Source organism: Haladaptatus paucihalophilus DX253 (genome assembly GCF_000376445.1).
Lineage (GTDB): Archaea > Halobacteriota > Halobacteria > Halobacteriales > Haladaptataceae > Haladaptatus > Haladaptatus paucihalophilus.
Genome location: NZ_AQXI01000001.1, coordinates 2,142,990 through 2,167,412, shown reverse-complemented (window position 1 = coordinate 2,167,412; position 24,423 = coordinate 2,142,990). Strand labels below are relative to the sequence as shown.

At 63.4% G+C, this 24,423-nt stretch carries 30 protein-coding genes; 15 read left to right on the top strand and 15 right to left on the bottom strand.

The annotated features are described in order from the left end of the window. Window positions 1-69 precede the first annotated feature (69 nt). Window positions 70-597, bottom strand: coding sequence for a GNAT family N-acetyltransferase (locus tag B208_RS0112125; protein ID WP_007980124.1), 528 nt, complete (start codon window positions 595-597; stop codon window positions 70-72). Further along, window positions 594-962, bottom strand: a complete 369-nt coding sequence (locus B208_RS0112120) for a universal stress protein (RefSeq protein WP_007980126.1) — start codon at window positions 960-962, stop codon at window positions 594-596. The genes B208_RS0112125 and B208_RS0112120 overlap by 4 nt, the downstream gene beginning before the upstream one ends. Before the next feature lie 76 nt (window positions 963-1,038). Here B208_RS0112120 and B208_RS0112115 point away from each other — a divergent pair, with 76 nt between their 5' ends. After that, a complete protein-coding gene (locus B208_RS0112115; protein ID WP_007980128.1) occupies window positions 1,039-1,809 on the top strand; it encodes a DUF5806 family protein in 771 nt (256 codons plus the stop codon). Window positions 1,810-1,811: 2 nt separating this feature from the next. Here the strand turns inward: B208_RS0112115 and B208_RS0112110 are convergent, their stop codons facing one another. Both B208_RS0112110 and B208_RS0112105 read right to left on the bottom strand, forming a co-directional pair. Continuing rightward, window positions 1,812-2,342 carry a DUF7529 family protein gene (locus B208_RS0112110; protein WP_007980129.1) on the bottom strand — a complete coding sequence of 177 codons (531 nt, stop codon included), beginning with the start codon at window positions 2,340-2,342 and terminating at the stop codon, window positions 1,812-1,814. A 159-nt stretch (window positions 2,343-2,501) separates the two neighbouring features. Beyond that, window positions 2,502-3,299: a DNA polymerase sliding clamp gene (locus B208_RS0112105; protein WP_007980131.1), complete on the bottom strand. Its 798-nt coding sequence runs from the start codon at window positions 3,297-3,299 to the stop codon at window positions 2,502-2,504. Window positions 3,300-3,450: 151 nt separating this feature from the next. On the opposite strand from B208_RS0112105, the gene B208_RS0112100 reads away from it, so the two are divergent. Next, window positions 3,451-3,990: a hypothetical protein gene (locus B208_RS0112100; protein WP_232423785.1), complete on the top strand. Its 540-nt coding sequence runs from the start codon at window positions 3,451-3,453 to the stop codon at window positions 3,988-3,990. 42 nt (window positions 3,991-4,032) lie between these two features. Here B208_RS0112100 and B208_RS0112095 read toward each other — a convergent pair whose 3' ends face one another. After that, complete coding sequence (locus tag B208_RS0112095; protein ID WP_007980135.1) at window positions 4,033-4,488, bottom strand: universal stress protein; 456 nt, start codon at window positions 4,486-4,488, stop codon at window positions 4,033-4,035. 335 nt (window positions 4,489-4,823) lie between these two features. On the opposite strand from B208_RS0112095, the gene B208_RS0112090 reads away from it, so the two are divergent. From B208_RS0112090 to B208_RS0112070, 5 genes are all read left to right on the top strand, one after another. Then, window positions 4,824-5,258: a universal stress protein gene (locus B208_RS0112090; RefSeq protein WP_007980137.1), complete on the top strand. Its 435-nt coding sequence runs from the start codon at window positions 4,824-4,826 to the stop codon at window positions 5,256-5,258. Between the two features lie 36 nt (window positions 5,259-5,294). Beyond that, a complete protein-coding gene (locus tag B208_RS0112085) occupies window positions 5,295-6,206 on the top strand; it encodes an ABC transporter ATP-binding protein (protein WP_007980139.1) in 912 nt (303 codons plus the stop codon). Next, complete coding sequence (locus B208_RS0112080; protein ID WP_007980141.1) at window positions 6,203-6,997, top strand: ABC transporter permease subunit; 795 nt, start codon at window positions 6,203-6,205, stop codon at window positions 6,995-6,997. The genes B208_RS0112085 and B208_RS0112080 overlap by 4 nt, the downstream gene beginning before the upstream one ends. Before the next feature lie 189 nt (window positions 6,998-7,186). Further along, window positions 7,187-7,948 carry a M14 family metallopeptidase gene (locus B208_RS0112075; protein ID WP_007980142.1) on the top strand — a complete coding sequence of 254 codons (762 nt, stop codon included), beginning with the start codon at window positions 7,187-7,189 and terminating at the stop codon, window positions 7,946-7,948. 95 nt (window positions 7,949-8,043) lie between these two features. Continuing rightward, a complete protein-coding gene (locus B208_RS0112070) occupies window positions 8,044-9,180 on the top strand; it encodes a DHH family phosphoesterase (RefSeq protein ID WP_007980144.1) in 1,137 nt (378 codons plus the stop codon). A gap of 40 nt (window positions 9,181-9,220) precedes the next feature. Here B208_RS0112070 and B208_RS0112065 read toward each other — a convergent pair whose 3' ends face one another. Further along, complete coding sequence (locus B208_RS0112065) at window positions 9,221-10,246, bottom strand: phosphotransferase family protein (protein WP_007980146.1); 1,026 nt, start codon at window positions 10,244-10,246, stop codon at window positions 9,221-9,223. A gap of 115 nt (window positions 10,247-10,361) precedes the next feature. Here B208_RS0112065 and B208_RS0112060 point away from each other — a divergent pair, with 115 nt between their 5' ends. Continuing rightward, the gene (locus tag B208_RS0112060) at window positions 10,362-11,153 is read left to right on the top strand and encodes a BtpA/SgcQ family protein (RefSeq protein WP_007980148.1); all 792 of its coding nucleotides are present in this window, start codon (window positions 10,362-10,364) and stop codon (window positions 11,151-11,153) included. On the opposite strand, the gene B208_RS0112055 is transcribed toward B208_RS0112060, so the two are convergent. The 6 genes from B208_RS0112055 to B208_RS0112030 all read right to left on the bottom strand — a co-directional run bounded on the left by B208_RS0112055 (window position 11,150) and on the right by B208_RS0112030 (window position 15,240). Next, window positions 11,150-12,070 carry a carbohydrate kinase family protein gene (locus B208_RS0112055; RefSeq protein WP_007980150.1) on the bottom strand — a complete coding sequence of 307 codons (921 nt, stop codon included), beginning with the start codon at window positions 12,068-12,070 and terminating at the stop codon, window positions 11,150-11,152. The two genes, B208_RS0112060 and B208_RS0112055, sit on opposite strands and share 4 nt — an antisense overlap. 37 nt (window positions 12,071-12,107) lie before the next feature. Beyond that, window positions 12,108-12,371 (bottom strand): hypothetical protein, encoded by a 264-nt coding sequence (locus B208_RS0112050; protein WP_007980152.1) that lies wholly within the window; start codon window positions 12,369-12,371, stop codon window positions 12,108-12,110. A gap of 49 nt (window positions 12,372-12,420) precedes the next feature. Next, a complete protein-coding gene (locus tag B208_RS0112045) occupies window positions 12,421-13,848 on the bottom strand; it encodes an ATP-binding response regulator (protein ID WP_232423784.1) in 1,428 nt (475 codons plus the stop codon). A gap of 100 nt (window positions 13,849-13,948) precedes the next feature. After that, the gene (locus B208_RS0112040) at window positions 13,949-14,362 is read right to left on the bottom strand and encodes a DUF5807 family protein (RefSeq protein WP_007980155.1); all 414 of its coding nucleotides are present in this window, start codon (window positions 14,360-14,362) and stop codon (window positions 13,949-13,951) included. Continuing rightward, entirely contained in the window at window positions 14,359-14,796 is a 438-nt protein-coding gene (locus B208_RS0112035) for a DUF7112 family protein (RefSeq protein WP_007980156.1), read from the bottom strand. Before B208_RS0112035 ends, B208_RS0112040 begins: the two co-directional genes overlap by 4 nt. Before the next feature lie 42 nt (window positions 14,797-14,838). Next, window positions 14,839-15,240, bottom strand: a complete 402-nt coding sequence (locus B208_RS0112030) for a 30S ribosomal protein S6e (protein ID WP_007980157.1) — start codon at window positions 15,238-15,240, stop codon at window positions 14,839-14,841. A 100-nt stretch (window positions 15,241-15,340) separates the two neighbouring features. Between B208_RS0112030 and B208_RS0112025 the strand changes: the two genes are divergently transcribed. From B208_RS0112025 to B208_RS0112010, 4 genes are all read left to right on the top strand, one after another. Next, window positions 15,341-16,666 (top strand): metallophosphoesterase, encoded by a 1,326-nt coding sequence (locus B208_RS0112025; protein WP_007980158.1) that lies wholly within the window; start codon window positions 15,341-15,343, stop codon window positions 16,664-16,666. 68 nt (window positions 16,667-16,734) lie between these two features. Beyond that, window positions 16,735-17,085 (top strand): DUF6498-containing protein, encoded by a 351-nt coding sequence (locus B208_RS0112020; RefSeq protein WP_007980159.1) that lies wholly within the window; start codon window positions 16,735-16,737, stop codon window positions 17,083-17,085. Beyond that, window positions 17,082-17,531 (top strand): DUF6498-containing protein, encoded by a 450-nt coding sequence (locus B208_RS0112015; protein WP_007980160.1) that lies wholly within the window; start codon window positions 17,082-17,084, stop codon window positions 17,529-17,531. The genes B208_RS0112020 and B208_RS0112015 overlap by 4 nt, the downstream gene beginning before the upstream one ends. A gap of 114 nt (window positions 17,532-17,645) precedes the next feature. Further along, a complete protein-coding gene (locus B208_RS0112010) occupies window positions 17,646-18,065 on the top strand; it encodes a hypothetical protein (protein WP_139025509.1) in 420 nt (139 codons plus the stop codon). A gap of 307 nt (window positions 18,066-18,372) precedes the next feature. Here the strand turns inward: B208_RS0112010 and B208_RS0112005 are convergent, their stop codons facing one another. Then, a complete protein-coding gene (locus B208_RS0112005) occupies window positions 18,373-19,845 on the bottom strand; it encodes an aldehyde dehydrogenase family protein (protein WP_007980162.1) in 1,473 nt (490 codons plus the stop codon). 244 nt (window positions 19,846-20,089) lie between these two features. On the opposite strand from B208_RS0112005, the gene B208_RS0112000 reads away from it, so the two are divergent. Then, complete coding sequence (locus tag B208_RS0112000; RefSeq protein ID WP_007980163.1) at window positions 20,090-20,569, top strand: DsrE family protein; 480 nt, start codon at window positions 20,090-20,092, stop codon at window positions 20,567-20,569. Window positions 20,570-20,642: 73 nt separating this feature from the next. After that, window positions 20,643-21,911, top strand: a complete 1,269-nt coding sequence (locus B208_RS0111995) for an MBL fold metallo-hydrolase (protein ID WP_007980164.1) — start codon at window positions 20,643-20,645, stop codon at window positions 21,909-21,911. On the opposite strand, the gene B208_RS0111990 is transcribed toward B208_RS0111995, so the two are convergent. Then, on the bottom strand, window positions 21,908-22,999 hold the full coding sequence (locus B208_RS0111990) for a hypothetical protein (protein ID WP_007980165.1): 1,092 nt from the start codon (window positions 22,997-22,999) through the stop codon (window positions 21,908-21,910). The genes B208_RS0111995 and B208_RS0111990 overlap by 4 nt on opposite strands. A gap of 3 nt (window positions 23,000-23,002) precedes the next feature. Continuing rightward, the gene (locus B208_RS0111985; protein ID WP_018128894.1) at window positions 23,003-23,542 is read right to left on the bottom strand and encodes a hypothetical protein; all 540 of its coding nucleotides are present in this window, start codon (window positions 23,540-23,542) and stop codon (window positions 23,003-23,005) included. Window positions 23,543-23,766: 224 nt separating this feature from the next. On the opposite strand from B208_RS0111985, the gene B208_RS25040 reads away from it, so the two are divergent. Beyond that, entirely contained in the window at window positions 23,767-24,306 is a 540-nt protein-coding gene (locus tag B208_RS25040; RefSeq protein ID WP_007980167.1) for a DUF2249 domain-containing protein, read from the top strand. Window positions 24,307-24,423: the final 117 nt, after the last annotated feature.

Sequence of the window (24,423 nt, the reverse complement as noted above, 5' to 3'; positions counted from 1 at the left end):
CAATGGTAGTCGCGTGAGGAAAAGCCGTTCGGTTGAGTGTAGCATACGACACGCGAACGAAAAGAACCGTTACAGTCGGAGAACCATCTCCAACTCGAAGCTCTCGGCGTCGGCGGTTTCGAACCCGACGTTCCGGTAGAGGTTGACGGCGGCGCGGTTCCATCGCTCCACCGTCAGCCACACTTTGTCGATGTCCTGTGCTCGCCCGTAGCCGAGGAGCGTGCGGATGAGGTGCGAACCGATACCCGCGCGCTGGTAATCCTGATGAACGAAGATGGCCAGTTCGTACGACGAGTTACCGTCGGGGACGAGGGTCGCGTGGCCCGCAACGTCGTCGTCGTTCCACGCGATGACGTTCAGGCCGTCCCCCCCGGTCAGGGTTTCCACCCAGTCGCGCACCCGGTATTCCGTGGCCGGTGGAATTCCCTGTGCGCGGTCGGCCGGGTCGAAATCGACGTACATCGAGACGAGCGGTTCCGTGTCGCTCTCCTCGAAGGGCCGGATTTCGATGTCGCGTCCCTCGCGGTCGGTGAACGTCTGCGGCGGCTCCGGGAAGGGGCCAGCGGGGTCGTCGGGGAAGCGTCGGTCGTCGTTCATCGTACCAGTTTCACCGAAACGTGGGAGTTCAGCAGGACGAACTCGGCGATGTGGCCCAGTCGAATCTTCCCCATGGGACTGCGCTGGCCGCCGCCGAGGACTATCTGGTCGAAACCCTCGCTCTCCGCGATGTCGAGCAGGCGACTTCCGGGGTCTCCCGAAACGTCCCGAACGGACGCCTCCAACTCGGAATCGTCCAGCACCGCGTTCGCTTTCTCGCGGATTTCGTCCTTCGAGCGGTCGCTCTGTGGATTGTCGAGGATGGCGACCGTCAGTTCATCGCCGGCCGCGACCGCGCGCGATACCGTCCGTTCGAGCGCGGTGAGGGAGTCGTCGCTCCCGCCGATTCCCAATAAGACCTTCATACTACCTCCATTTCCGCCGGGTATCAAAACAGTTGGGTGCGATACGCTTTTGCACCCCGCTCGGTAACGACGGGATATGTCGAACGACCCCTCCCCGCCCGAACCGGAGGCCGAAGACGAATACGGAGACGAAGAGCAGCCCCGCGAGACGAACGAAGGGGTTTCACAGCAGTTGGCCGACGAAGCGGCGACGGATGCGGCCGGTACCGACAAAACAGCGACGGATGCGGTCGGTACCGACGACGGACCGACGGACGCCGCCAGCGAACCGGCGGATGACGGCGCGACGGCCGGCGGCGGGACGGATTCGACCCCGGACATCCCGCCGGAGGTGCAGAAGTACGCGCGGTTCAAGAAGATGGACGGGGCGGAGTACGACCGGGTCAACGAGTTCCTCCGCGACCGAACCTACATCACCGCCCGTGAGTGGGCCATCGCGCGCCTCTGTGCCGACTTCCGAACCGAAACCGGCGTGGAGATGACCAAAATCGGGAACAACCTTCCCTACTTGGTCCCGTTCATGACCGACACGTACACCCCGCAGGCGGTGAATCAAGCGCGGTCGGCGTTCGAAGAGAAGATACGGAAAGCGGGAGCGACGTTCCTCTACGGCGCGATGTCCGGCTTCTTCACCGCCGAGGAGTTGGACGACGTGATGTACGAGGTGACCGAGGTGGCGAAGTTTCTGCTCGAAGTCGAGGGCGTGGACCTCGCGGTGGCGGAGGAACTCGCAGCCGAGGACAAGATTTCGAGCGTCATGCGCGAAGTCCGCGAATCCAGCGAGGAGTTGCGCCACGACGAGATGGAGTGCCCACACTGCGGGCACGAAATCGGCGGCGAAAAGTAGGGTTACTCGTCGGTTTCTTCGGCGGACTCCGCGTCTTCGGTCTCTGGTTCTTCGGGCGGTTGGAACAGCGAGGGGTCGTCGTGGGTGAACCGGATTCGGTCCTCGCTCAGCGTTCGGACGAACGAGTACATCGTCCCCGCGTCCATCGCGTCGGCCAGCATCTCCTCTGCGCCCTGCACGTCGTAGTACACCGGGTAGAGAACCGCCGTTTCGTCCTCGCGGTCCTCCATGACGATGACGGCGAAGACGAGTCCGTCGGCGAGCGCGCGGTAGACTTCGAAGGCGTCGAACGAGACGCCGCCGTCCATCAGCTCCTCCAGCGCCTCGAACTCGTTGTCGGGGACGAGAACGTCCAGTCCGAACTCGCCGTCCTCGTCGCTCCAGAGTGGCGTCACGTCGCCGGGGTGGAGTTCCATGGTTTCCCACCCGTCGTCGTCGTACTCCGCCGTCGTCGCTTCCATATCTGCGATGACGGACTCCCAATGTGGCATCGCCCGTGAGTGCGCCGTGGCGTTCGGCGTCGAACCGTCCATACACCGATGGGCGGGTTTTTCGCGTAAAAACGTTGTGTCATCGCGGTTCAGGGGAACGACGAGTGCTCGGTGGTGGTTGCGCGAACGCCGTGCTCGATGGCGCGTCGAACGGCGCGTTTGAAGAGTCGGACGAGGGGAAGGACCGAACCGCCACATCCCTCAATTCGCGGCGATTCGCGGCGAGACCAGATACTCGACGGACCCCGCGCCGTCGGCGAACGGATACCGGACTGCCAGCGGGATGTCGATTCCGAGTTCGAGGTTGACTTCGGGAGTTTTCGGCATCGCTCGGTCGATGGCCCGTAGATAGTCGATGGAGAACAGCGAATGGGCATCGCCGGGAGAAAAATCGACGAGTTCGTCAGCGGGCACAGCGAGCGAAACGTCGTCCGTATCGCCCGTCGCCTCGGCGTAGAAGGAGTCCCGTTCCTCGTCGATGCCGAGCGTGACGTGATTCGAAACCATATCCGCCGCTTTCACCGCGCGACTGAGTTCCCCGGATTCGGTGACGACCGACCCGGTAAATTCGAATTCGACGTCGGTCGCTTCGGGGGGGGAACGAACCGTCCCGGGGTCGAGAAGTGCGAGGGCGTACGTGAGTTCGCCGATTCGAATTTCGAGTTTCCGGGTTTCGGAATCCAACGTGAACGATAGCAACTGCCCGCGGTCGGCCATGCCGACGATATCGCCGAGGCGAGAAAGGTCGACACCGATGTGAGCGTCCTCGGTTTCGTACGCTTCGAACGCGGAACGCCCCAGCGTGAGGTTGACCGCGGCCACGGTCGCCGGGTCCATCGCCGGGATTCGAATCCCGTCTTCGTCGAAGTAGAGGTGACACTCATCGACCAACGCATCGACGAGCGCGACCGTCGTTTGAATCGTCTCGGCGTCTACTACCACGTGTAGCAACTGATCCCCGGCATCGGCCTGTCGGGCACGCGTTCCTGTTTCATCCATCTGTTATCACGTTATCTATCAGAAATCAATCCGATAAGCATTTTGCTAGAACATCAGATAGATAACCCAAAAGGGGTTATTTATATATACTAGTGTCTCATTTCATAACCTGAAACGAGTTATGGACGGGAATTCACGACCACGAGGTATTTTGAGTGAGGCCGACCGCGCGTACCTCCGCGGCGAGTCCGACCTTGCGAGCACGCAGTCGGAACGGAACACCCGCGCGCGGATTCGTGACCGGATATTCGACGCGCTTCTCGACTTCGAACTCCTCGTCGAGCACCTCTCGGAGCACGACCGCGAACTCGTCTTCGAAAAACGGGTCGAGAACATGGAGGGAGCCGAAGCGTTCGACGCGCTCGTCTCCGCGGTTTCGTTCCTGTACCGAGCGACCACGGATACGAGTCTGGAGTTCGAAACGGTGCTGAACGAAGCTATCAACGTGGCCGAGGCGAAGGACGGACGGGTGGCGACGGTTCGACTCGACACGACCTTTCAGTCGCTCACCGTCGAGCAGTTGGTGCACAAACTGGAATCGGGGGAGACGCTATCCCTCACTGAGATCGCGTACTTACACGACAGCGACGAGGTTCGGATGGACGAACTGGCGCGGTATTTCAGGGATTCCGACGAGGCGACCTCGAAAATCGACGACGGCCGGATTCAATCGAAAGTGACCAACTTCTAGCGCGCGACCCAACAACTTCCAGCGCGAACAAACGGGCGAAAATCAAATCGAGAGGACGGGTTGGCTGGCGTAGAGGAGCACGTACTCCGCGGCCTTCTCCAACACCTCGCCGGGTTCGCCCGAGAGCGGTTCCCGCGGGATGACGATGAAGTCGGCGTCTATCTCGTCGGCGCAGTCGAGGACGGCGCTCCCCGGATGTTGGAGTTTTCGTCGCGTCGAGAACCCGTACGCGATGGAACTGCGGAGTTCGATGTCCGACTCCGACGCGACCGCGCGGGCGCTGTCGATGAACGACTCGGTTTCGTCGATGATGTCGTCCTCCTCGATAGCGCCCGTTTCGATGGCTCGGGATACCTCTTCACCGAAGACGTAGAGCGCGTGAACGGCGGCGTCGTACCGCTCCGCGATGGAAACCGCGTACTCGATGGCCCGCACCGATTCGTCGCTTCCGTCCACCGGAACGAGTACCGTATTCACTTCGACTGGCGACTCGGTCATACCCGTGGCTGCGCGTAGACGAGGCAAAAACCTTCTCCCGTGGCGGCCGCTCGCCGTCGGTGTCGTTTTCGGCTGCGGCGGATTCCGCTTCGACTGCGGCGGGATCCTTTGCGACTACCACAGGGTCCTTTTCGACTACCGTGGGGGAACCGTACGGACGTCGCTGCGGCGTAGAATAGAGTCCATGAACAAACCGCAATCGGATGGGATTGCGGTTTGAGTGCAACCTTGCCCCGTCGGGCGTCCTGATAACACGCACCATGCACCTTAGCAGTTTGGATTGACGCAATTTAGCCACTCAGTCTTTAAGAACGATGAGGGAGGATGGAAAAACGATGATAGATACCGTCGTCATCGCCACCGATGGCTCCGAGAGCGTCGAACGAGCAGTGACGGTCGCGCTCGACCTCGCGCACCGATTCGACGCCGACGTTCACGCCCTCTACGTCGTGGATGCGGGCGAGGTCGAGTCCTCTCCCGAAACGCTCCGCGAGGAGTTCCAGGACGCGCTCGAATCGCAAGGCGAGAAGGCACTCGAATCGGTCAGCGAACGCAACGGCGGGAACGTCACCACAGCGGTCAGGGAGGGTGACCCGGCCGCCGAAATCGGGGAGTACGCCCGCGAGCACGACGCGGACGTGGTTGCCACGGGGACGCGGGGACGACACGGCGAAAACCGATTCCTCATCGGGAGCGTCGCGGAGCGCGTCGTTCGGACCTGTCCGACGCCCGTGCTGACGGTTCGGCAACTCGACCCCAGCGAAGCGTGATAAAAGCATATATCAGGTGATTACGATGTTCGCGGCATGACCGCCATCGAATTGACCGACGTTTCCAAGCGCTTCGGGAACGTCGTCGCCCTCCGCAACCTGAACCTCCAAATCAAAGAGGGGGAAGTGTTCGGTTTCCTCGGACCCAACGGCGCGGGGAAATCGACCACCATCGACATGATTCTCGATTACGTGCGACCGACGAGCGGGACCGTCACCGTGTTCGGCCACGACGCCCAGCGTGACACCCGCCGCGTCCACGAGCGAATCGGCGTCCTCCCCGACGCGTACCACGCCTACGACCACCTCAGCGCGCGCCAGCATCTCGAATTCGTCATCGAAACCCGCGGCGTGGACGACGACCCGATGCGAATCCTTCAGCGAGTCGGCATCCCGGAAGCGGCCGACCGACGGGTCGAGGGGTTCTCGAAGGGGATGGCCCAGCGACTCATCCTCGGCATGGCGCTCGTCGGCGACCCGGACCTGCTCATCCTCGACGAACCGACGACCGGCCTCGACCCGAACGGCGCGCTGGCGATGCGCGAAATCATCCGGGAGGAGCGCGACCGCGGGACGACCGTGTTCTTCTCCAGTCACATCTTAGAGCAGGTCGAAGCCGTCTGTGACCGCGTTGGAATCCTCGACGCCGGGGAGTTGGTCACGGTGGACTCCATCGACGGACTCCGCCGAACGGTCGGGAGCGGTGCCTCGCTGACCGTCGAGGTGGACCGCCTCTCGTCGGGGACGCTCGACCGGGTGCGCGCCGTCGAGGGCGTCGGTCACGTCTCGGCCGACGGGACGACGCTCGTAGTGGCCTGTGCCGACCGGGCGAAAAAGCGCGCCCTCGACGCCATCGAGTCGGCGGGCGACACCGTTCTGGACTTCGACACCGAGGAGGCGTCGCTCGAAGAGCTGTTCACGACGTACACGACGGAGGTTCCGGCATGAACTGGCGCGTCATGGCGAAAAAGGACTTCCTCGACGCCCATCGGAAGTGGTCGCTCGGGACCGCGGCCGTCGGGTTCGTTCTCTTCCTCGCCGTGCCGATGTATCTCGGAATGAGCCATGCACGGAACCCCGGCACGGTGGACTTCTTCGGACAGATGGGAATACTGGTCTTCTTCGCGCCGCTGACGGGGTTGATGATGAGTTACGGCGCGATAGCCGCGGAGCGCGAACTCGGGAGCCTGAAACTCTTGCTCGCGCTTCCGTACACCCGCCGGGACGTAATCGCGGGCAAAGCGGTCGGACGGGCCGCGGTGGTCGGAACGGCCACGTTCGTCGGCGTGTTCGCCGCGACGGTGATATTCCTCGCATTCGGCGGGTCGCTGCCGGTCGTGGAGTACGTCGCGTTCCTCGCCCTCGTGTTCCTGCTCACGGCGGCGTACACGAGTTCGGCGGTCTGTCTCTCCGCCGCCTCGCCGACGAGCAATCGGGCGATGGCGACGAGCGTCGGGTTCTTCCTGCTAACGTTTCTCGGTTGGTCGTCGGTTCCGCTCGTGATTCGGTACGTCCTCAACGGGTTTTCGAGTCCGAGGGGCGCACCGCCCGCGTGGGCGAACGTCATCGACAGCCTCAGTCCCGTCAAAGCCTACTCGACCGGGATGGACACGTTGGTACACGGGAACGTCGGGAGCACGTTCTACCACACCGGGTGGTTCGCCCTCCTCGTCCTTGTCGCGTGGGCCGTGATTCCGGTGGTGCTCGGCTACCGGCGGTTCAGTTCGGTGGACATCTGAGCCGCCCGGTCAAGCGGACGATTCCAGTCGCGCTGGAAACCTGTTGTCTGTTTGTATTAATATATATTTTTTCGTTAGAAATCCATAATAACAGTCGATGTGTCGTGTTATTTTGAGATGGTTGACAGCCAGCGTTCAAAATCGAAACGAGTAGTGTCTACCGGTGGCAGTTCGCGGAGAGGATTTCTCTTGAAGTCAGGGAGCGTTCTCGCGGCGGCGACGGCGGCGTCCGGAATCGGTGCGGCGGCGATGGAAGAACGGTCGTCCTATCGGATTCGACGGGGGACGGAGGACGAAACGGAGGTGCACATCACGAACTCCGGTGAACCCGGACCGACGGCCGTCGTCGTCGGCGGCATCCACGGAAACGAGGAGGCCGGGTACCGCGCCGCGGATGCGATTACGTCGTGGTCGATAGACAAGGGGAAACTCATCGTGATTCCGCGCGCGAATCCGGTCGCCATCGAGCGGGGAACGTACTCGAACGACGACGGGAACCTGAATTGGCAGTTCCCCTCGGGCCACGAACCGACGTCGGCGCTCGCCCGCACGCTGTGGGAAACTATCGACTACCACGACCCGAAGACGGTGTTGACGCTCCACAGTTCGAAGGGGATTTACCGCGAGGCCGAAGGACCGGACGGTGACGGACAGGCCGTCTATCCGACGCTCGCGGAGGGTGCGGACCGCGACGCGACGAAAACCGCGACGTACATGAACCGATATCACCTCTCGGACTCGCTCCCGGAGTATTACGAGTTCAAGATGGGGGAGGTCCTCGACGGGTCGAAGCCGGTGTTGATGCACAAAGTCAGTGCGGACATGGGAATTCCGGGCTACCTCCTCGATACGACGCGGTACGGGACGGACCTCCACACGCGGGTCAACTGGACCCTGAACATGGTTCGTCACCTCCTCCGCCGAAACGGAATCGACCGGACGTACGAGTAGCCGACCCGAAAACGGTTGAGAATCCGACCGGTAGGACGACTAACTATCGGGACCCATAACCGGGAACTCTTTGCGTCGGGGGTCGGAGTGGGAGTATGAAAGATTGGGTCATCGACGACGAGAACCTCTCGCTCGAACGGAAATCCCTTCTCCCGGGCGAGGGCTTTTTCTTTCCAGATTCGCTCGAAGCACAACAAGAAGAACAGGAAGCGAAAGAAGAACTGACGGGAGCGGAGCGGGCGGTCGTCGCCGACCCGGACGCCGACGGGTTGGCCGCGACGGCACTCGTCCGCGAGGCGTACGGCGAGACGGCGCTCATCGACGCGGGACCGCACGACCTCGCGGACGCGCTCGAACGAGTCGTTGCGTACAGCGAACCCGGCGCGACCGTGTTCATCTGTGACCTCTGTCCCGACGCCTACGAACCGGTCGCACGGGAACTCGAAACGCTGGTCGAGGAGGCGGACGAAGTGTTCTGGTTCGACCACCACCAGTGGGACGACGCGGTGGCCGACGCGATTCGAGCCCTCGGCATCGAACTCGTCATCGGCGAATCGGACGAGGAGTGCACCGCCGACGTGGTTGCCCGGTCGCTCGACTACGACTTCCCGGACTACCTCGTCGAACTCGCGGAAGTCACGCGGGACCACGACCTGTGGCTCCGGAACGACCCGCGGAGCGACGACCTCGCGGACTACTCCTACTGGGCGGAACCCGAGGAGTACATGGAGGTAATCCAGGCCAACGGCGCGGACCTCCCCGAGGACGTCGAGGAGTTCCTCGCGGAACGGCGCGTCGAGAAGGAAGCCCTCATCGAGCGGGCGGTCGAGCGCGCCGACATGAAACAGATCGGCGACTGGACGGTGGGCGTCACCTACGGTCGCTGTTCGCAGAACGAAGTCGCCGAAGCGATGCGCGAGCGAGGCGCGGACGCCTCGGTCGTCGTCAAACCCGCCGGGAGCGCGAGCATCCGCGGGACCGACGAGTTCGAGCGCTGCCACGAGGTCGCACGGCAAGTCAACGGGGGCGGCCACCCGAAGGCGGCGGGGTGCAAGCCGAGCATCTACGACGACATGCTCGATTACGCCCACCACTGGACGACACAGGGTGCGGTGACGAAACGAGTGATTCTGGAGGCGTTCTGGAACCTGAAACACGCAGACGACGAGGCGGCGGAGTTCGAAGCGGGCGAGACGGACGAAGAGATCGAGACGGACGAAGCGGACGAATAAACGCTCCGCGCTCCGTTCGACGGAAGGAGTCGAACCGCGTTCAGGGAAGCAACGACAGCGCGAGTTCTTTCTGCCGCGTCGCGTCTTTTTCCGGGTCGTCGCTTCCGCGATACCACAGGTCGAACCACGCGAGGGCGCACAGTTGCGCGACGAAGCGATAGGCCCGCTGTCGCCGACGAAACGCATCATCGCGGGTCAGTTCATTGGTCTCCGCATAGCCGTCCAACAGCGCGTCGTGGACGATTGCCCGGCGGTCGGCGTCGAGCGGACGCCGACCGCACAGGTAGTGCTCCGTCGTCGCGAGGTCGAACTCGTGGTGGCCGGTGAACTGGTTCCCCCAATCGAGGACCGTCCGAACGGCACCCGTCTCCGAATCGACGAGGAGGTTCCCGAAGCGGTAGTCGTCGTGGAGGAGCACCGGCTCGGGGTCCTCGGGAACGGCTTCGAGATGGCTATCCAGACCGGCGCGCAGGTCGTCGGTCAGGTCGGCGAATCGCTCCGACTCCTCGATACGCGAGAGGTTCGCCTCGGCGTAGGAACGAACCCGTGCGGGCCAGTCGGGTTCGAGGTCGGCGAGCGAGAGGTCGCCCACGCTCGGTTCGGCGTCGGCGTCCATCCCCGCCCGAAGCCATCCGTAGCCGTCGAACGTGGCGGCGGCGTGAAGTTCGCCGAGGTGTCGCCCGGCGTCGCGCGCGGTGCGAGAGAGGGCGTCGTCGGTCAGCGACGTCGGACCGGAAACCGCCTCGCCGGATGCCCGCTCCATCAGGAAGAAAGGTGCGGACAGGTCGTCGTGCTCGTCGACGTACCCGAGGACGTTCGGTACCGGAATCCCCGTTCGACGATTCACGAAGTCGAGAATTCTGGGTTCCACCCGAAACGACGGCGGGTCCACGAACGAGCGGGATTTCAACACGCAACTCCGGTCTCCGTCCGGCATCTCGACGGTGACGAAGAACACGTCGTCGGTCCCCTCGTCGGCCGGTATCACGTCCGTGACCGACCGTTCTCCGAGGATTTCCTGCACCAATCGCGGCACGCGCTCGGTCTGCAGAGTCGTATCCGTCATAGCTTCGACCGTCGGTGACTCGCGGCCACGGCGGTAGAAACCTTGTGGTGTCGAGTCGCCAACAGCAAGCCGACCGACTCGGTTCGTTTAATCCGGGGCGCGACGAGGCCCCGGTATGAGCATTTTCGAGACTGACGACGCAATCGTCGGCATGGTTCACCTGTCCGCCCTTCCGGGGTCACCCGGTTTCGACGGGAACTTCGACGCCCTCCGGACCCGCGCGCTCACCGACGCTCACGCGCTCGAATCCAGCGGCGTGGACGCCATCATGGTGGAGAACTTCGGCGACTCGCCGTTCTACCCCGACGACGTGCCGAAACACGTCGTCGCCTCGATGACCCGCGTCGTGACCGAACTCCGGCAGGCCGTTGACTGCCCAATCGGCGTGAACGTCCTCCGGAACGACGCCGAGGCGGCCCTCTCGATTGCGACGGCCGCCGACGCCCAGTTCGTCCGCGTGAACGTCCACACCGGCGCACGCCTGACCGACCAAGGCGTCGTCGAGGGGCGAGCGTACGAGACGCTCCGCCTCCGCGACGAACTCGACTCCGACGTGAAGATTCTCGCCGACGTGGACGTGAAACACTCCGCGCCGCTGGCCGACCGGCCCGTGACCGAACTGGTGGACGAAACCCTCGGCCGCGGCCGCGCGGACGGCGTGGTCGTGAGCGGCGTCGGAACGGGCCACGAAGTCGATACCGACATGCTGGAGTCGGTCGTTTCCTGCCGGGACGAACTCGGGTCGGACGCGCCGGTCCTCCTCGGGAGCGGCACGACGGCCGAGAACGTGCGCGACCTCCTCGACGTCGCGGACGGCGCAATCGTCGGGACGGCGCTCAAGGAGGGCGGCGAGACGACGAACCGCGTGGACGAATCGAAGGTCGAAGCGCTGCTCTCGCGGCGTTAGAGAAAGTCCAAAACGTCCTCTTCGGTCGGGAATCCGCCCCTCGCACCCTCCGCACCGCAGTTGAGCGCCGCCACGGCGGCCGCGAACTCACCCGCCTCCTCCGCGCTCCGCTCGCCGAGGAGCCACCGGTGAATCAGTCCGGCGGTGTGGGCGTCGCCCGCGCCGGTCGTGTCGGCGACGGGCACGTCGAAGGCCGGAATCTCGGTGACGCCGGAATCGTCGAACAGGAGTGCGCCGTCCCGTCCTCGGGTGACTGCGCCGCGCTCGACGCCGCGGGCGCGGAACTCCTCGACCGCTTCGCGCGGAGCGACGCCGAGGTACGAGCGGACCGGCACCTCGCTCGTAACCAGCAGGTCGAAGACGGAAAGCGCCTCGTCCAACGTCTCGCGGGTGACGCCTCGGCCGTCGAGTTCCGAGAGCGGCCCGGCGAGGTCGAAGGCGAGCGGTGGCAGGTCGTCGTTTCGGCGTGCGGAGACGAGGCGGGAAACGGCCTCGTCGGGCGCGTAGGCGCTGGTGAAGACGACCCGCGCTCTGCGAAGATACTCGATGTCGGCGGCGGTCAGTCGAAGCGCCGGGACCGCATCACCGCCAGCGATTATCATGCGCTCGCCGTCGGGGTCGCGGAGGATGAGACAGTACGAAGAGTCCTCGTCGCCGCGGCGGACGCGGGTGGCGTCGATGCCGCGGTCTTCGAGGTCGGTTTCGACGAACGCACCATCCTCGTCGTCGCCGACGCGCGCGACGACGCCGGTTTCCCGTCCGAGTCGCGTGAGGGCGGTGGCGACGTTGGCCGCGACCCCACCGGCGGACCGTGATTCGTCGCGGACGAACGCCCCGCCGTCGGGTTCCGGGAGGTTCGACAGCGAGTACACGTGGTCCACCAGCGCGCTCCCGACCGTCACCGCGTCGAATGCCATTGTCGGGTGGTTGCGGCGGGGCGGGAAGTCGGTTGCGCTACGGCCTGCGGAACACGTAGGTCAGACCCGCCCGCTCGATTCGAATCACGCCCGCGTCGTGGTCGAAGACGACCGAATCGGCCCGTCCGTCGAACTCGTGGAGCGGCATTCCGGCCGTCACGTGGCCGTCCCGCGCGACGGTGAACCGGGCGACGCCCATCCGCGCGACGAGTTTCGGCCCGTGGTCGTCCACGTCCGGTGCGAACCGGCGAAGGTTGGTTTCGATTTCCCCCCAATCCGCGATGGGCACACGCTCTTCCATACCCGAAAATCGCTCGGGACGGGCAAAGCGATGTCGGCGAGAATGCGGGTCACGACGCGTCGGGACGTTCGACGCCGGTGAACGAAAACCGAGCGCCACCGGCGTCGCTCTCGTCGATGGAAAGGGACCAGCCGTGCGAATCGGCTATCTGCTGCACGATGCTCAACCCGAGACCGGTCCCCACCTCTTCGGTCGAGTAGCCGGACTGTAGCACCTGTTTTCGGTGTTCGTCCGGGATTCCGTGACCGTCGTCCGCGACGTAAAACCCGTCGCACGTCGAGCCGACGCTGACGGTAACGTCGTCGCCGCCGTGTTCGACCGCGTTCCGAAACAGGTTCGCGAACAGTTCCGTCAGGCGGTCGCGGTCGGCGAGGAGTCGTCCGTCGGCGGGGCCGGTATCGACGGTCGCGGACTCGCTTTCGATGCCGTCCCACACGTCGGCGGCGAACTCGTCGAGGACGACCGTTTCGAGCTTCAGCGTCTTTTGCCCCTCGCGGGCGATTTCGAGGAGGTCGGAGATGATGGCCTCGATTCGGTTCGCGGCTCGCTCGATTTCGTCGAAGTGCTCCGACTCGCCCGTTTTTCGGGCGAGGTCGAGATACCCGTAGACGATGCTGAGCGGGCCGCGAAGGTCGTGTGAGACCTGACTCGCGAACTCGTCGAGACGCTCGTTCTCCCTTACGAGCGCCTTTTCGCGCTCCTTCCGTTCGGTAACGTCCCGAACCGCACACACGTACTCGTCGTCCGGGGCGGCGGAAATCGTGAGCGTCAGCGCGAGCGTTCGTCCGTCCTTTCGTTCGCCCGTGATTTCGCCGCTCCACTCCCCGGCGGCATCGACCGTCGAGACGACCTCCGACGAGAGGGTGGCCACGGCGTCGTCCGTGAGCGTCGTCGCCCAGTTTCGACCGATGAGCGTCTCCGCGTCGTACTCGAACAGGTTGGCGTAGGCGTCGTTGACGTAGTTGAACCGGAAGTCGTCCGTGAGCAACGCGATTCCCTCACGGGTCGTGTCGATGGCTCGAAAGCCTCGATGAACCTGTTTTTCCACGTGGCGGTGTGACACCGCTTGCGTGATTTGAGACGCCAGAGTAACGAAGCGCGCACCGGACGTTCCCTTCTGGAGATAGTTCGTCGCGCCAGCCGAGATGGCGTGGCTTGCGACATCCTCGCTCCCCGTCCCGGTGAAAACGATGAACGGGAAGTACGGACGGCGCTCGCGCACGGTTTCGAGCAGTTCCAACCCCGAACCGTCTCGGAGTTCGTACTCAGTGACGAGACAGTCGATATCGACGTCACGCTCGAAGAGCCACTCGACGGCGTCGTCGGCGTTCGTCACGCCGATGACGTCCTCGATATCGTCCTCGCGTTCCAACGTCTCCCGGGCGAGTCGAAGGAAGTCCTCGTCGGTATCGACGTGGAGCACACGGAATGCAGCGGGAAAATCGTGACCGATAGAAACCGGGTCTACATTCGCCATGCAGTTTTCACTATCGAGAGGGGAAGAAGGCATATATTTAACTAATTAGGTGCGGAGACGGACGCCCGAAGCCGAATGCCGACCCTGCCGAATTTCCGGGCTACCGCTCGCCAGCGACCCACTTGTGGGAAAACGAGGTGCCACAGGAACAGTAGGCGTACGCGTGAATGACGTCGCCCTCGGCGTACAGGCCGCCGACCTCCTCGTTTTGCTCCTCGGCGAACGCGAAGACGAACTCCACGTCGTGGTCCCCCTCCGGACAGTCAGCGCCCGCGAGGTCCGCCGCGACGGTTCCCTCGGTCCCCATCGCCTCCTTCGCAAAGCTCATCGCGTCCATCCCGGTCGCCTTCTTGAACACGTTTCGTCCGGTCTCGCCCGGAACGACCAACAGCACACCGCCCGGAACCGATTCGCCGTAGTCGGCGAGTTTGTCCCCCGACACGAACGAATCGGCGAGAAAGAGCGCAACGTCGTCGGGACGCTCACCGGCGAGGAACTCGTCGCGGGCACTCATTCGTCGTCAACCTGCCGTGCGATGTCGGCGAGACTCTCGGTCGGCGCTTCCGTCGCCTCGTAGACGGCCCGCGAACCGGGTTCGCGGATGCCGTATTTGAACCCCTCTTCAACGACGTCGATGAGAACCGACTGGCCGAACGAGCGGTTGCTGTCGGCGAACCACTCGGAGAGGCGGTTCTCACCCTCGCCCGGATTCCGCGCGAGTCGCGGCGTGTCGTACACCCCCCGGATGAGGCGGCCGTCGCCGGTCAGCGGCCGTTCGATTCGGGCGCGATACTCCGTGTCGTCCATGACGACGCGGACGAGTTCGTCCGCCGGAAAGGAATCCTCGTCGTCCGCAGGAATCTCAATGTTCGCACGGTTCGTCGCACCCGCCTGCGCCAGTGTCGCCCTGACGGTTTCAGTCGTATCACTAGAAACCCGTTGCGTCATAGTCGTGAAAAGATGGTGTAAATGTTTGAGTGTTCCGCCGCGTTACTCGTCGTCTTCCTCGTCGCCCTCACCGTAGAGGGACTCGACGGATTCGTCGCCGTACTCGGAGATACGGACGTTGAGCTGTGCGACTTCCTCGCTGACTTCCTTGCCGCGGACCGAGATGCGTCGTCGCTCGCCGTCTCGCTCGGGGTTGTAGCCCGTACCGCCTTCGAGGAGCACGTCCTTGAGGTTCGGACCGGCGACGTCGTCGCGCATCGGGCGACCGGCGTTGTCCGATCCACCGGTGATTTCGACGGAATACCCGTCGAGACCGACGGCACTGCCGTCGACGTCCTCGCCGATGGACTTGCCGAGGAATCGGTTCGCGTCCTGTCCGTCTACTTCGCGCTGATAGGCCGCCCCGGAGTCGGGGTCAGCAACGACGACCTGAAAGTTTGCCATACGGAACGAATATCGGTCCCTCCCTAAAAGGACATCGAAACCCACTCTCCCGGACGAAACCGCTTTCCGCAATCCGGTCGTGTTCCGAAAGCGGGGGAGGATGACAGACGCATATTACTTCGTCAGCGACCTTCACGTCGGGGGCGACGAGCAGTTACAGGAGTGTGAGTTCGAAGACGAGTTCGTCGAGTTCCTACGGACGCTCGAAACGACGGACGAGGACGCCGAGCTGATAATCCTCGGCGACGCGTTCGGCCTCTGGGAGTTCACCCAGTCGGCGGGCATGACGAAGTTCGACCTGCTCGTCGAACACCATCCGAAACTGTTCGAGCAGTTCCGGAAGACGGGCGAAAACGTTCGCATCACGCTCATCCCCGGCAATCACGACGCGGAACTGGCAGGATATCCCGAGTACGAGGAGCGACTGGCCGAGTACAACGTCACCCTCGACCCGACGCTCTCGCTGACCAGACGCGTCGCCGGGAAGAAGATTTGGATCGAACACGGCATGCAGGAGGACGCGCACAACCGAATGCCGGAGTTCGGCAACCCGCGCGCCAATCCGCTCGGCTACTTCGTCAACCGCCACATCACCGGAAAGGCCGGACAGCTCTCGGGGCGGGGGAAGTACAACTGGCTCAAGGACATCCAGTCGCTCACGCCGTTGGAGGAGATACCGGACTGGATGGCGTCGAACTACTTCTACCGCGAGATGAACCCGTTCCTCCGCTACGGCGCGCTGCCGTTCCTGTTGCTCTTTCAGGTCAGCCTCATCTACCTGCTCGTCCTCGTCTTCGAAGCGTCCGGGGTCGTCGGGTCACACGCCGTTTCGAACTTCACCACATCCGTCCTCCGGCAGTTGGGGGTCGTCGGCGACGTCGTGGAGTTCGTCATCTACGTGAACCTCGTCGTCGTCGGGCTCCTGCTCGTGATATCGATACCGCTGTACTTCTTCGCCCGCGACGTGCGAAAGACGCTCGAACGGTTCGGCCTCGTCAGGAAAGAGAAACCCGAGGAACCGTCGGACGCTCCCTACGTCGCCGCCGCCGAGGACGTGTTCGAGGAGTATCCCGACGTCGTGGCGTACATCTACGGCCACACCCACCGCGTCTCGCTCACGAACGTCGGCGAGCGGGTCATCATCAACACCGGGACGTGGCTCAAGCGACTGCACCGGACCTCGACGCTCATCGGCATCCTCCCGCCGGTGTACTACCCGTCGTTCCGACTGAACTACTTCCGAATCGGCGAGGAAGAGGGGAACGTCGTCGTCGAGTACCACACCATCGAGAAGGAAGCGCCGAAAGAGCTGACGCTCCTCCAGCGGTTGCTGACGCGTCGGCCGAAGGTGGAGAACGACGTTCCGAAACGGACGGTCATCGAAGCGTCGGAGAAGGAAGTGGTCGAATCAGCGTCGAAGGAGTAGCAGAAGCGAAATAGACACGCTTCGAGAGAGCGCATACCCTAGTATCTGTTGACATATTGTGTGAGTCGATGACGTTCGCCCGACGAACGGGAAAATCGTCAGCAGTCGCTGGATTCGTCCCGACGTTACTGGCCAATCTGGTTCCGCTCGGCGGGTTCGTCGCGTTCGGCTGGCAAATCCGGGAACTGCTGGTAATCTACTGGCTCGAAATCGTGGTCATGCTCCTCCTGTACGGTGGTGCAGCGCTCTTCGCTTCGCGAAGAATCGTACTGGAAGGACGAACGCTCTTTCTACCGGGCGTCAGCAGGAAACGGGAGTTGGACGAAGCGAAGTGGGGAACCGACCCGGGGGAGTTCGTCTCACGGAGTGGTTGCCGCCGATATACCGCCGAAACACGCAGGTCGTCGTCCGGTCGGTGATTTGGGGAATCGGTATCTCCGCCGTTCCGCTCATCATCTACGATTCAGCTATCGAGACGTCGATTTTACCCACCGTGGCCGGGTCGGTTCTCGTTATCGCCGTCTCGCAACTCCTCAAGATTCGGCTCGAGTTCTTCAGAGAGCGAAAGTACGAGTCGATGTCCGCGCACATGGTCCTCGAAATCCCCTGTCGAATTATCTTCTTCATGTTCGTGTTCATACAGGGGCTTCAGGCGGTCGGCATTTTCTTCCACCTCGGGGTCTGGGCGGTGTTTGGAAGGCTTTCGAAGCAAGTGTTGACCGATAACACCGTCGAAATACTGTACGTAACGGTACTGGTTCTCGGCAAACTTACCGTCGAATGGGCGCGGTTTCGAGCGAACCGCGATCCAAATCCGAGCGGTGTCGCGAACTGGTTCACCCCACAGGACCCGCTGGCGGAATAGGTACCACGTTTGATGGTCGGTCCCGTAGTCGTCGGGCACATGGACAGTGCAAGAACGGTACAAATCTGTCGGACGGCTCAACCGGAGGTCCCGAGAGCCACCGTTTCCGTCGAGATGATTACCGCGAATATCACGGAGGAATCCACGGCAGTCGTCGAAATCGGGGTGACGTGGGAGGGAGACGCGTCGGTACTCCTGTTCGGAAACACCGTCCCAATCGAACTGCCCCACCGGTGTTCGTGGCCCGAAACCGGTCTGGTACTGCTCCCGTCCCCCAACGGGTACGAACGACGGGCGGACGAACCCGAATGCTGGAAACCGAATCTTCCCGCAGACGACGATTTCGGCCATCCGCTGGGTCTCATGCGGAAGGAAGTCGAAACGGGAGATATTCTCTCCTGTCGAGCGGAAATCTGGGGGGACCACTGGGCAGAAAACTGCCTCGAACCGGGAGAATATTGGTTCGAAGAAACGCTTTCAATCGAGAACGAGGGGTACGCAGGGTGGGGATTCGCACTCCGTATAGAGAGTTAAAATTGTAAGTTCTACTACGAGCGAACGAAGTGAGCGATAGGCGCGCCGTATTTTCAGGGAACTAGCAATCGTACCGCGAGCGACGCGAGGCGCGGAGCGCCTCGGAAGCGAGCGGGCCGACGACTGAGCGGGGTGAGGGAGGAGTGTCTTCCTGAACGTAGTGAAGGAAGGCTGGGAAGTCGCATGCCCGCACAGCGTAAGCGAGCAGGAACGTCTTCCGCTGCTTTTGGTCGAGCTTTTACAGGGAACCAGCAGGAATGACGACGGCCGTCGTCATTCCTGCTCGTGACCGTCGTAAAAGGTCGATTTAGAACGGATACCGTCGCTGGTCGCGCTGCACGGAAATCCACTTCTCCTGCGTGAGTTCCTGCACGATGGCGTCACCGTCGTAGCGGCCGATTCCGGATCCTTTCACGCCGCCGAAGGGGACGTGGGGTTCCTCGTTGATGGGTTGGTCGTTGATGTGGACCATCCCGGCGTCGATGGCGTCGGCGAGGTCCTGCGCGCGGCCGAGGTCGCCCGCGTGGACCGAGGCGGCGAGGCCGTACTCGGTCGCGTTGGCGAGTTCGACGGCCTCCTCGTCGGAGGCAAACGGGATGACCGGCGCGATGGGACCGAACGTCTCGTTGCACGACGCGGACATGTCGTTGGTCGCGTCGGAGAGGACGGTCGGCTTGACGAACAGACCGTCGTGGTGACCGCCGGTTTCGAGCGTCGCGCCCTCCTCGACCGTCGATTCGATGTAGTCGAGCATCTGGTCGCGTTGGCCCTCGTCGATGATGGGACCGATAACGTTGTCGCGGTCGGTCGGGTCGCCGATGGGGAGCGACTCGGCGCGCTCGGTCAGTTTCTCGACGTACTCGTCGTACACGTCCTCGTGGACGAGGTGGCGGTTGATGGAGATACAGACCTGTCCCTGGTGGAGGAACGACCCGAAGACGGCCGAGTCGATGGCCGCGTCGATGTCGGCGTCCTCGGTGACGACGTGCGGGTTGTTCCCGCCGAGTTCCATGGCGGGGAGCGCGAGGTTCTCCGCCGCGAGGCTGGCGACGTGTTTGCCGACTTCGGTCGAACCGGTGAACGCCATGACGTCGAGTTCGGGGTGGGACGCCATGCGGTCGCCGATTTCCGAGCCTTTGCCGGGGACGACGTTGAGCAGTCCCTCGGGCAGTCCGGCCTCCTCGAAGATTTTGGCGAGGAGCAGGCCGCCGGTGACGGGGGTCGGCGAAGCGGGCTTGAGCACGACCGCGTTGCCGAGCGCCAGCGCGGGCGCGACGGCGCGCATCGAGAGGTTGAACGGGAAGTTCCACGGCGAGATGACGCCGACGACGCCCATCGGGATTCGCTTGACGTGGTTTTCCTTCCCCGGAATCATCGAGTCCTTGATTTCGCCGCCGACGCGGAAGGGGAACTCGGCGGCCTGCTGGGTGATGCCGCGCGCGGTCTGCCACTCCGCGAACGCTTTCATGTTCGCACTTCCGGACTCCACCGCGAGCGAGTGGAGAATGTCGTTCCGGTGCTCGTCCAGCAAGTCGAGCGCGGACTGGATGACGCCGATTCGCTCGTTCGGCGATTGGTCCGCCCAGTCGGTCTGTGCCTCCGCGGCGGCCTCGTAGGCGCGGTCTACGTCGTCCTCGGTAGCGGCCGGAACGGACGCGATTTGCTCTCGGGTCGCCGGGTTCGTCACGTCGATTTCGTCCCGGTCACCGCCGTCGATCCATTCGCCGTCGATGTAGAGGGCGTTCCAGTCGCCGTCCAAGGTGTAGGCTCTGTCCGACATCACACTGAACTCCGGCCTTCGGCCCGATAAAGGGACAGGAACCGGCGGCGGTGTGGCGTTTTACTCGGGGTCGAAGAACGGATACGTCGGCGCTCGGGGGGAACGTCGTGGAGTCAACCGAAACGACTCGTTCGGACACGACGAAAAGTATCGAGATCATACATAGAGATATATTTTTCCACTGTTTTCAAGAATAAAAACTCAGAACGAGCATTATTGCAACCGAGACCGAAATGAAAAGTGCATGTGGAGAAGAAGCTTCGTTTCGGCCGCCGGTGCGTTCGGTACCCTCCTGTTCGGGAGCGAATCGGTTCGCGGAACCGCCGACCGGCTCGATGAGCGGACGGACGCGTGTTCACGGCCGTCCCCGCCGTCGAAGACCGTCATTCACCTATCGAGCGGCGAATCGGCGGCGCAGGAACACGCGCTGTTGAACGCGAAGAACCTGCTCGACGACGAGACCGTTCCGGTCAAGGACCTCGTGTTGCTGGCGAACGGGAAGGGAATCCTCGTCTACACCCCGCCGACGGCCGACAACGAGTTCGCGGACCGAATCGCGTCGCTACAGGAACGGGGTGTCACCTTCCGCGCGTGTGAAAACGCGATGGAGATGCTGGACGTGGCCGAAGACGACCTCCTCCCGGGCGTCGAATCCGTCCCCTCCGGTGTCGGCGAACTGGCCCGTCTGCAGGAACTGAACTACGGGTACATCAAGGCCCCGTGACCGCGAGTCGGTGATTCTTTGCGGGGCGGTCGAAACCGACGAAGAAAAACGGCTTCGTCCGTTAGACCCCCCAATGAATATCCAGTTTCTCGGCGGCGCGCACGAGGTGGGCCGGAGCGCGATTCTCGTCAACGACTCCCTCCTCCTCGATTACGGAATGCTGACCGGGAATCCGCCGCAGTATCCGGTCGGCGACGTGAACCCCGATGCCGTGGTCGTCTCTCACGGCCATCTGGATCACGTCGGTATCCTCCCCTCCCTGCTCTCGGGTGACGACCGCCCGCCGATTCACTGGACGCCGCCGACCTACGAACTGACGCGCATCCTCGCGCGGGACACGCTGAAACTGCACGGCGGGAGCTACGACTGCCCGTTCACCGAGGCCGAACTCAAACGGGTGACGCAGGTGTCTGAACCCCACGGCTACCGCAAGTCGTTCGAGGCGGCGGGCCACGAAATCACGTTCTACAACGCGGGCCACATCCCCGGAAGCGCGCACGTGCTGGTGGACGACGGCGAGACGCGACTGCTGTACACCGCCGACTTCCACACCGGCGACCAGCGACTGCTGTCCGGAACGACCGCCCGCCCCGACGCGGACGTGGTACTCTGTGAGAGCACGTACTCGGACGTGGAACACGACGAGCGGGCCGCGACGGAGCGGGAGTTCGCGGAGAGCGTGAAGACGACGATTTGGGAGGGCGGCACCGTCGTCGTCCCGGCGTTCGCCATCGGCCGGACACAGGAGATGCTCATGGTCTGTGAAGCGCACGACATCGACTGCTACGTCGACGGAATGGGAAAGCAGGTCACGCGGATGCTCCGCCAGCACCCCGAGTTCGTCCGCGACCCCGACGCTCTCCAGCGGGCCATCTCGAACGCGCGGTTCGTGACGGGGCGGAACGGCCAGCGCAAGCGAATCGCGCGGAAGAACACCGTCATCGTGACGACTTCGGGGATGCTCTCGGGCGGCCCGGCGATGACGTACATCCCCGAAATCCGCGCCAATCCGGTCAACAAAATCACCATGACGGGCTATCAGGTCGAGGGAACGCCCGGCCGGGACCTGCTCGAAACCGGACGCGGCGAAATCGACGGCCGCGTCATGCCCGTCAGCGCGCAGGTCGAGTCCTACGACTTCTCCGCCCACGCCGACCGGGACGGCCTCCTCGAATTTTTGGATTCCTACCGCGACGCCACGGTGCTGGTCAACCACGGCGACAGGTGCGCGGCGTTCGCCGAGGAGTTACGGGCCGACGGCTACGACGCGAGCGCACCCGAACTCGGAAGTCGGTTCGAAATCGGCGCGGACGCCGCGCCGACGGAAACGACTCGGAGTTAAATCGTGCGGGACCACCACTTCGACCAGCGGCCGTTCGGTTCCCGCTGCCATCGCTGGTGAACCTTCGGACGGCGGGCCGCTTTCGGCGCGTCTTCGAGACCGAAGACGACGAGTCGCCCGTCCGCCGTTCGGGCGACGTCGAGTCCGGCGCAGCGGACTTTGCCGAATCGCTCCCACAGCGACCAGTCGCCGTTCGGTGACTGCTGTGCCAAACTGTGGAGTCGTCGGCCGGTGATGAACACGACCACCCGACCGGCCGCGTCCCGACCGGCAGCGACGGATTTCGCCTTCGGCCGGTGGAATATCTCGAAATCCTCCGGATAGCTCAGTTCGCTCCACGTCTCCTCCCACTCGGTATCCTCGAACCCGACTTGCCGGATGTGAATCGGCACGTCGTCGTCCCGAACGAGAAACGCCATGAAGCGTCCGTCTTCGTTCTCCCCGACGGCGAGCGAGTGGCCGTTCGCTCGTCCGCGTCGGTGCCAATCGGCCCACTCGTCGCCGTCCGGTTCGAGCTGCCAGCAGTGGTGGACCCCGTACAGGAACTCCTTTTCGGCCTCCGTCAGGCCCGCCCCTTCGTCGGCGTAGTTGAGCAGGAACACCTGCAACCGCTCCTCGGCGTCGCGTTCGACGACGATTTCGTCGCCCGCTCGGTCCCCTCGGGACTTCCAGTCGGTCCACGCGGTCCCGTTTTGTTCCGTCTGTCTCGTGTGGAACGTCCCGGTCGTCGGGTCGGTGACGAAGACTTCGAGTCGCCGGTCGCCGTTGGGCGCGACCGCGACCGACCCGCCCGGACGGGGGTCGTCGGCGAGCGGACGCCACCCCTCCCAGTCACCGACCGGGGACTCCGAATCGGCCGTCTCCCGGCGGTTGTGGTACGTCCCGTTCGACGGGTCCGTAACGAACACTTCGAGGCGACCGTCCTCGTTGCGACCGACCGCTATGGACGTTCCTTCGGCCCCGTCCAGTCGCTCCCACTCGGTCCACTCCGTTTCCGACCCCACTTGCCTGCTGGTGTACACCTCGCCGTCGAGGAGGACGAACAGTTCGAACTGACCGTTTTCGTTTCGCTGCGTCGCTATCTTCATGCGTTATTCCTCCGTCTTCGGCAGTCGAACGAGGTCTTCGGGGTTCTGCGAGGCGAACACCACGATGGACCCCTCCTGTCGTTGCTTTTTGAGCAGGTCCTCGCCCATCTCGCGGTCGAGGTCGGCGAATATCTCGATGGCGGTGAGGATGTCCGGTTGTGGAACCCCACGACGAGCGGGCGGCAGTCTGCCGGTCGCCGCGATTTTCTCCTCCAGCATGATTCGCACGTACTCGGCGATGTCTATCGTGTCGCTCAGCTTTTCGTGCCACGACGGCGGATAGATGCTGACGTTCTCCCCCACCCGATAGAGGTTGTTCCCGGGCGTCCACGTCGTCGAATCCGTCAGCCGCTCTTCGAGCAGCGCGTGAGTGCGGTCCCTGTCGTAGCCGAGCGCGTCGGCGTAGGCGTCGAGACACTCCATCGAAATCCCCGGTTCCTCCCCGTGGTGGTGACGTTCGAGGTACGTCACGAAGTCGTCGATTTGATACTCGCGGTCGCGGAGCGAGAGGTCATCGACCAGTTTCTCATCAACAATGACCATGACACTCAGTTCGACCGACAACTCGATAAAAGTCCGCAGAACCGTTCTGAGAACTCCCAGCTAACCGCTACCGGCACTCGCGTCTGTTTCATCGCCGTGGAACGGATGAAAGTAGTGGGACACGACAAGGGAGTGAGCAGTCGAGGACGTCTATCGGACACGCACTAGGAGACGAACATGTTCGGATGAAGTCGGATGACGACGGGCAGCGTAGGACGAGTCGTATGACACGAATCGACGTCCGCGACCTGCCACCGTCCGAACGCCACGCGACCATCCACGCGGAATTCGCCGACCTCGACCGCGGCGAGACGCTGGAACTCGTCAACGACCACGAACCGAAGCCGTTCTTCTACGAGTTGCAGGCCGAGGACCCGACGTTCGACGCCGAGAGCTACGAAGCCGAACAGAGAGGACCGGAGGAGTTCGTGGCTCGGTTCCCGAAGACGACGGCGAGTTCGGTCGTCCACCTCGACGACCTCGACGAGACGCCGCACGCGGTCGTCTTCCCGGACAGCGAACCGAAGACGGTCCGCCTTCGCTTGGCGGCGGGCGAAAGCATCCCCGAGCACCAACATCCGGACCGTCAAATAGTCCTCTACCTCGTGTCCGGCGAGATGAAACTCGACGTCGGCGACGAAACGCGGGACATCGAAACGGGAGACGTCGTGCGATTCGACGGCGAGCAGGAGGTCGCACCGCATGCGACGACCGACAGCACGGCACTGCTCGTGCTCGCTCCGCGGGCCACGGATGCCGACTGAGGGACGCGACGACCGACACCCGTGACGACCGACACCGCCGCCCGCTACGACAGACACCGAACGACCGGCCGCGAATCGACCGTTCGTGACCGTGAGGCCCCGAGACCGAACGATTCC